The organism is Streptomyces sp. NPDC059456 (assembly GCF_042750055.1).
Lineage (GTDB): Bacteria > Actinomycetota > Actinomycetes > Streptomycetales > Streptomycetaceae > Streptomyces.
The window spans coordinates 20,577-27,526 of sequence record NZ_JBHYVA010000028.1 but is presented as its reverse complement, the minus strand read 5'-3'; the positions used below and the strand labels follow the sequence as shown (position 1 = coordinate 27,526).

The 6,950-nt window shown below is 73.6% G+C and carries 7 protein-coding genes; 3 read left to right on the top strand and 4 right to left on the bottom strand.

Features of this window, described 5'->3' with window-relative positions; genetic code table 11:
* Window positions 1-86: 86 nt before the first annotated feature.
* Window positions 87-1,172 carry a DUF5937 family protein gene (locus ACFXA3_RS04870; RefSeq protein ID WP_385181994.1) on the top strand — a complete coding sequence of 362 codons (1,086 nt, stop codon included), beginning with the start codon at window positions 87-89 and terminating at the stop codon, window positions 1,170-1,172.
* A 43-nt stretch (window positions 1,173-1,215) separates the two neighbouring features.
* Here the strand turns inward: ACFXA3_RS04870 and ACFXA3_RS04865 are convergent, their stop codons facing one another.
* Window positions 1,216-1,944, bottom strand: a complete 729-nt coding sequence (locus tag ACFXA3_RS04865; protein WP_385181991.1) for a helix-turn-helix domain-containing protein — start codon at window positions 1,942-1,944, stop codon at window positions 1,216-1,218.
* Between the two features lie 228 nt (window positions 1,945-2,172).
* Between ACFXA3_RS04865 and ACFXA3_RS04860 the strand changes: the two genes are divergently transcribed.
* A complete protein-coding gene (locus ACFXA3_RS04860; RefSeq protein WP_385181988.1) occupies window positions 2,173-2,841 on the top strand; it encodes a DUF4097 family beta strand repeat-containing protein in 669 nt (222 codons plus the stop codon).
* 67 nt (window positions 2,842-2,908) lie between these two features.
* Here ACFXA3_RS04860 and ACFXA3_RS04855 read toward each other — a convergent pair whose 3' ends face one another.
* From ACFXA3_RS04855 to ACFXA3_RS04845, 3 genes are all read right to left on the bottom strand, one after another.
* A complete protein-coding gene (locus tag ACFXA3_RS04855; RefSeq protein WP_385181985.1) occupies window positions 2,909-4,105 on the bottom strand; it encodes an NAD(P)/FAD-dependent oxidoreductase in 1,197 nt (398 codons plus the stop codon).
* A gap of 91 nt (window positions 4,106-4,196) precedes the next feature.
* Window positions 4,197-5,147 (bottom strand): RNA polymerase sigma-70 factor, encoded by a 951-nt coding sequence (locus tag ACFXA3_RS04850; RefSeq protein WP_385181983.1) that lies wholly within the window; start codon window positions 5,145-5,147, stop codon window positions 4,197-4,199.
* 80 nt (window positions 5,148-5,227) lie between these two features.
* A complete protein-coding gene (locus tag ACFXA3_RS04845; protein WP_385181981.1) occupies window positions 5,228-6,403 on the bottom strand; it encodes an FAD-dependent monooxygenase in 1,176 nt (391 codons plus the stop codon).
* Window positions 6,404-6,606: 203 nt separating this feature from the next.
* Here ACFXA3_RS04845 and ACFXA3_RS04840 point away from each other — a divergent pair.
* Window positions 6,607-6,950 (top strand): GntR family transcriptional regulator (locus ACFXA3_RS04840; protein ID WP_385181978.1); only part of this gene is annotated, 344 nt, incomplete at its 3' end.

The following is a 6,950-nucleotide window of genomic DNA, read 5'->3' as shown; positions in this document are numbered from 1 at the left end:
TGTGGGGCGGGGGTGTGGGGGGGGGTGTCCGTGACCCCCAACCCCGCCCGCTCGTCGCCCGCCGACCGGTCGGTGTTGTTGGGCGGGTGAGTTTGTGGATCGACATCGGCGGCCTGCCGTCCGAGCGACTGCGGTTCACCGCCTCCCCGCTGGCCGAACTGGCCGCGATGCTGCACGTGCTGGCCGAACCCGGGCACCATCCGCAGCTCGCCGGCTGGGCCGCGGACGTCTGGGCCGGGCTGCCGCCGGGGCTGGCCGAGCGGTTGCGGGAGGCGGAGTTCCTCTGGCGTTCCTCGCGGGCCGACTTCCTGGTCCCGGCTCGGCCCCGGCCCACCCTCGCCGAGGAGTTGGACGACGTGGACCGGATCGACGACGAGACGTACGTGACCGCCGCGCTCGTCACCACCTGCGGCAGCAGCCGGGTCACCTTCGCCGCGCCATCGCCGCTGACCGACCCGGCCGCGCGCGAGCGGGCCCTGGACCTGGCGCAGGCCCGCGGCGCCGTCCAGGGCGCCTTCGCGGAACGGCTGCTCACCGACCCGGCCGCGGTGCGGGCGCGCGTGCGCGACACCCTCGAACAGTGCGCCGAGGCCTTCTTCGACGCCGCCTGGGCGCGCGTCGCCGTACAGCTCGCCACCGACCTGCGCGTCAAGAACGACCTGCTCAAACGCCGTGGCATCGGTCCGGCCCTCGCCTCGGTGTCCGGTGCGGTCACCCTGGCACCGGACGGCGACCACATCGTCGTGGACAAACTGCAGGACAAGTCGACCGCCGCCCACGGCAGCGGGGTCACCTTCATCCCGAGCGTCTTCGGCAGCCCGCACCTGGTCGTGGTCCACGCCTCCGGATGGCAGCCGGTGGTGCAGTACCCGGTGGCCGAGCCGAGTCCGTCGGAGCCGGTGTCGCTGGAAACGATCACGCTGCGGCTGGAGGCGCTGGCCCACCCGGTACGGCTGCGGCTGCTGCGTACGCTGGCCCGTGGCCCGCACACCAACGGCGAGCTGGCGCACGCCTGGGAGCTGTCGTCCCCGGAGGTGTCCCGCCACCTCGCCGTGCTGCGCCGCGCGGGCCTGCTGACGGGGCGGCGGCACGGCCGGTACGTCCGCTACTCCCTCGACGTGCCCGGGCTGACGGCGCTGGGCTCCGACCTGCTGGCCGCCGTACTGCGCTGAGCCGACCGCCGGCTGCTGACCGCCGGCTGCCGCCCGCCGCCCGTCAGCCGTCCGCCGGTTCGGGGTCGTCCGGGTGGAGGATGTCGCGTGCCTGTTCCGCGGCGCGCGCCATGCTCTCGCCGACGAAGTCGACGAAGCGGGCGATGTTTTCGAGGCGGACGGCGGCCGGGCTCTCGCGGCCGAGGAGGCTGACGCCCTGCCGGGCGGTCCGGGCGATCTGGGTGTTGGCCCGGGCGGCGGCCATCATCGACTGGTACCAGACGTCGTCGTCGACGAAGTAGCGCTCGCGGCGGCGTTCGTCGCGTTCCCGGCGGACGAGTCCCTGGCTCTCGAGGAACGTGACGGCCTTGGAGACGGACGCCGGGCTGACCTGGAGGCGCCGGACGAGTTCGGACGCGGTCACGCTTCCCTCGTCGGTGGTGAACAGGCAGGTCAGCACTCGGGCCATCATCTTGGGCAGGCCCTGCTGCATCAGGATCGCGGTGAACGTCTCCTCGTACGCGCGGACGGCCTCGGGGTCGCGTCCGTGGGCCTGCGCGGGAGCCTGCGGTTCCCGGGGCGCGGCCTGCCTGCGCTGGTGGGCGCGGCGTTCGGTGGCGCGGTGGGCCAGGTCGGCGCGGTAGGCGGTGGGGCCGCCGTTGCGCAGCACCTCGCGGGTGATCGTCGAGGTGGGGCGGTCGAGGCGTCTGGCGATCTCCGCGTAGGCGAGTCCGTCGGCCATGCCCAGCGCGATCTGCTGGCGTTCCTGCTGGGTGAGCCTGCCTCCCGGCATCGCGGTCTCCTTCGTGCTCCTTGCGGTTCCCCGTGCGGTGCAGCATAGCGTTCACGCGCATTCCATTGCAACGAACGCTCGGCTGATGTTACGTTAGCTTTAAGGTCGTTGCAACGATATTCACGCCTTGACCTGCATATACAGCGATTCTGCGCAATGGATCCATTGCCCATTTAATGAACGCAACGTAGCTTTTCCATCGTCAGAAACGAAGCCAAGGAGAGCGTCATGCAGAAGTTCCACACCCCCGCCGCCATTTCCGCCGTCCTCGACGTCCCCGCGGGGCTCGTCCGGTTCGTCGCCGGCGACCGCGCCGACACCACCGTCGAGGTCCGGCCGGCGAACGCCTCGAAGAGCCGCGACGTGAAGGCGGCCGAGCAGACCACCGTGGCGTACGTCGACGGCGTCCTGCGGATCTCGGCCCCGGAGGCGGACAAGCAGTACTTCGGCCCCTCCGGCTCCGTCGAGGTGACGGTCCAACTGCCCGCCGGCTCCCGCGTCGAGGCGAAGACCGCCGGCGGCGCGTTCCGCGGCATCGGCCGGCTCGGCGACGTCGGCTTCGACGGCGCGCACGGCGCGGTCGAGATCGAGGAGGCCGCGAGCGCCCGCGTCGCCACCCAGGCCGGTGACGTCTCGGTCGGCCGCCTCGACGGCTCCGCGGAGATCAGCACCGCCAAGGGCGACATCCGGATCGCCGAGGCCGCCGGCGGCACGCTCGTGCTGCGCACCCGGGCCGGCGACATCTCGGTCGGCGTCGCCGCCGGGGTCAGCGCCGCCCTGGACGCCGGCACCGACTACGGCCGGATCCACAACTCCCTCAAGAACGCCGAAGGCGCCGCCGGCCTGACCATCCGTGCGACCACCGCCCACGGCGACATCACTGCCCGGAGCCTCTGACGCACCCCCGTCGGACCGGAACGGACGTCGGGTTGCCGATCGCGCCGGAGGCCCCGTCGGCGTGCCGTCACCGGGTGGCGGCGTACCGGGGCGGTGCCGTGCGGGTGGCCGGAGCGATGCGGTGGCGGCGGGTGGGCAGGAGCATCGTCGGGTGGGTGACGCTCCACACCGTGGCCGCGCAGATGAACTCCTTGATGCGGGCTCCGGCCCGGCCGGTGATGACCGTGGACGTCATGCGGTCCTCGGGGGTCACGCGCTGGAGGATTCCGTCACGGCGTCCGAGGCTCACGCACTGGGCGGCGTACCCGATCGGCTTCTCGGGCACCTTGCGGCCGGTCAGGCGCGCGGCCAGGGCGTCCGCGGCCTGCCACGCCATCGGGCTGGCCGTGGCGCAGGCCATCCGCAGGGGCTCGCCGCCCGCGCCCCGGGCGAACGCGGCGTCGCCGACGGCGTACACGTCGGGGTGCGAGACCGAGCGCATGGTGGCGTCGACGACGATCCGCCCGGTGTCCGAGACCTCCAGGGCGGTGGCGGCCGCGATCGGGTGCACGGTGAATCCCGCGGTCCACACGGTGACCCGGGCCGGGATCTCCTCGCCGGCAGCGGTCACGACGCGGTCGGCTGCGACCCGTGCGATGCCGGCCCCCTCGTGGACCGTGATGCCGAGCCGGTCGAGGACGACGCGCAGGTGGCGCTGGGCCTTGTCGCTGAGCCGGCCGCCCACGGCCTCGCGGGCCGCGATGGCGACGTCGAGGTCCGGGCGGGCCTCGGCGATCTCGCTGGCCGCCTCGATGCCGGTCAGGCCGCCGCCGGCGACCAGTACGGTCCCGCCGGGCTCCAGTTCGGCGAGACGCGCCCGCAGCCGCAGCGCACCCTCCTTACCGGCGAGGTGGTGGGCGTACTCGGCCACGCCGGGGACGCCGTGCTCCGCGCCGGTGCTCCCCAGGGCGTACACGAGGGTGTCGTAGCCGAGGGTCTCGGCGCCGCCGTCACCGGTGAGGCCGACGGTCTTCTCCTCGACGTCGACGGCGGTGACCCGGGCGGGCCGGACCCGCACGCCGCTGCCCGCGTACAGGTCGCGGAGCGGGATGCGCGGCAGGTCCTGGCCGCTCGCGAGCTGGTGCAGACGGACGCGCTCGACGAAGTCGGGATCGCCGTTGACCACGGTGATCTCCACGTCGTCGCGGTGCAGCCTCCGTGCGAGGCGACCGGCGGTGATGGCTCCGGCGTACCCGGCTCCCAGGACGACGATGCGGTGCTTCATGGCTGGCTCCTATCCGGTGGGACTCACCTCCTGAACCGGACAGCCGCACGATCCCTGACAGAACCGTGATGTGATGCGGGTCACATTGCGGTCACCAGATCTCCGCGAGCGGGTGATGGGGCCCGGCGGCCGCCCACCGGCGCGTGATGCGTTCCAGCTTGTCGGGGTTGACCTGGATCCGGACCGCCTCGACGCCGTCGGGCGTCGCGGCGACGCAGATGACGCCGAGGACCTGCCCGCCGGCCTCCAGCAGCAGGGCGGGGGCGCCGTTGACGACGGCGGCATGGACGGCGACGCTCCCGCCGACGTACGCCCGCTTCGCCGCGTTCGGCCGGAACAGCCCCCGCAGGTAACGCGCGATGCCGAGCGCACCGACGACCGGGGTCCTGCGGGCCTGCACCTTGGCACCGCCGTCGGCCACGCTGACGGCGTCGTCGGTGAGCAGCCGGACCAGCGGCTCGGTGTCACCGCTGAGGGCCGCGGCGAGGAACTCCTCCACGACCTTGCGGGCGGCGGCCGCATCGACCTCGGTACGGGCCCGCTCCGCGGTGAGGTGCTGCTTGGCCCGGCGGTGGATCTGCTGGCAGTTCGACTCGGTGAGGTCGAGGATCTCCGCGATCTCACGGTGCCCGTACCCGAACGCCTCGCGCAGTACGTACACGGCGCGCTCGTTGGGCGACAGCCGTTCCATGAGGGTGAGCACCGCGAGGGAGACCGACTCGCGCTGTTCGGCGGTGTCGGCGGGCCCGAGCATCCGGTCGCCGGCCAGGACCGGCTCGGGGAGCCACTGGCCCACGTACGTCTCCCGCCTGGCCCGGGCGGAGGTGAGCTGGTTGAGGCAGATGTTGGTGAGCACCTTCGTCAGCCACGCCCCGGGCGTCTCGATCCGCTCCCGGTCGGCCGCGTGCCAGCGCAGGAACGTGTCCTGCACGGCGTCCTCGGCGTCACCGGCCGACCCCAGCAGCCGGTAGGCGATCGCCTCCAGGCGGCCCCTGGACTGCTCGAACAGATCGACTTCGGTCGCGTGCGGAGGGATCGGCATCCGGCCATGATCCGCCACGGGCACGGGCCCGTCCACCCGCCCCGGCGCCCGGCGCCCGGCGCCCGGCGGCAGCCTGGACCTCAACCGTCCAGGGAGAGGGCGTTCTTGGCGCGCCCGACGGACTCTCCGGAGGCGGGCCCGCCGGGGTTCTCCGTGGCCAGGGCCTGGTTGAGGGTGACGAAGGGGCGCATCCGCCGCTCGTACTCGGCGTACGCGGCGGCGTGGTCGACGCCGTGACCGCCGTGGCCCCCAGGGTCGACGCCGCGACCGCCGTGACCGCCACGGCCGCCGCCGCGGGCCCGGCCGAGGCAGTCGGCCAGGACGTACGCGCCGACGAGGGCGAGGCTGGTGCCCTGCCCCGACAGCGGGGAGGGGCAGTATCCGGCGTCGCCGAGCAGGGTCACCCTGCCGCGCGACCAACTGTCCATGCGGACCTGGGCCATGGCGTCGCAGTAGAAGTCGGGGGCCTCCTCGGCGGCCCGGGCCAGGCGGGGGCCGTTCCAGCGCAGGGCCGTGAGCTTCTCGACGACGATACGGCGCAGGGCGTCGGCGGAATCGGGGGTGCGGGCGAGCGGCCCCGCGGACTCGAAGCCGAAGGCGATCCGCAGTTCGGTGTTCTCCCGGACGGGCATGATGCCGAAACCCACGTCACCGTCCCGCAGCCACACCTGCCAGTCGTCGAGGCCGAGGAAGTTGTCCGCGCCGAAGACGGACAGGTGGCTGCCCAGATGACGGGTGAACCGTTCCTCGGGCCCGAAGGCCAGGCGCCGTACGGTCGAGTGGAGGCCGTCGGCCCCGATCACGAGGTCGAAGGTGCGCGGCGCCGCGTGCGTGAAGTCGACGCGGACGCCGGTCCCGTGCTCGGCGAGCGCGGTGATGCCGTCGCCGAAGAGGTACTCGACGTCCGCGCGGGTGTGGTCGTGGACCATCCGTACGAAGTCCTCGCGCAGCAGCTCGATGTCCTCGCTGTCGAGGCGGCCACTGCTGAAGGTGGCCTCGGTGGAGCGCTCGATCTCCTCGCCGTCGGGGGCGAGGACCGACATGCCGCGCATGCGGGTGCGTACGCTCCTGGCCTGCTCCAGCAGGCCCGTCCGCCCGACGACGTCGAGCGCGACACCGCGGATGTCCACGGCCTGGCCGCCGGCGCGGGGGCCGGGGGCGCGCTCGACGACGGTCGGCTCGAAGCCGTGCCGGCGCAGCCAGTGGGCGAGGACGGGGCCGGCGATTCCGCCGCCGGAGATGAGAACGGTCTGCATGGGAGGGCTCCTTCGGTACGTCCGCGCCGTGTCCGCGCCGTGTCCGCGCCGTGCGCTGTACGGGCTGTGCACGGCTGAACGTACGGCGTACGCGCAGTGCCTTCAACTGGCCGAATCCCCGTTCTGAGCTAGTACAGTTGGGCTCCTCCCATCCTTTCGGCTGCTAGCCTCTGTGCTAGTACAGAGCGGGAGGGGAAGAGAACGTGACGCATCCCACAGGGGCCCGGGGCGAGCCGCCGTACCTGCGGATCGTCGGCGAGATCCGACGCCGCATCACGGCCGGCGAACTCGCCCCCGGGGACCGGGTCCCGTCGACCCGTCAGGTCGCCAGGGAGTGGGACGTCGCATCGGCCACCGCCGCCAAGGCCCTGACCGCCCTGCGCGTGGAGGGGCTGGTCGAGACGCGGCCGCGCACCGGTACGGTCGTGGCCGCGCGCCCCCCGGCCGCGCCGGCCCCGCCCCCGCCCGCCCCCCCCGCCCCACCCCCGCCGGGGGGGGGGCCGACCCCCGCCCCGCGAGGTGGGCCCCCCCCCCGCAAACCCCCCCC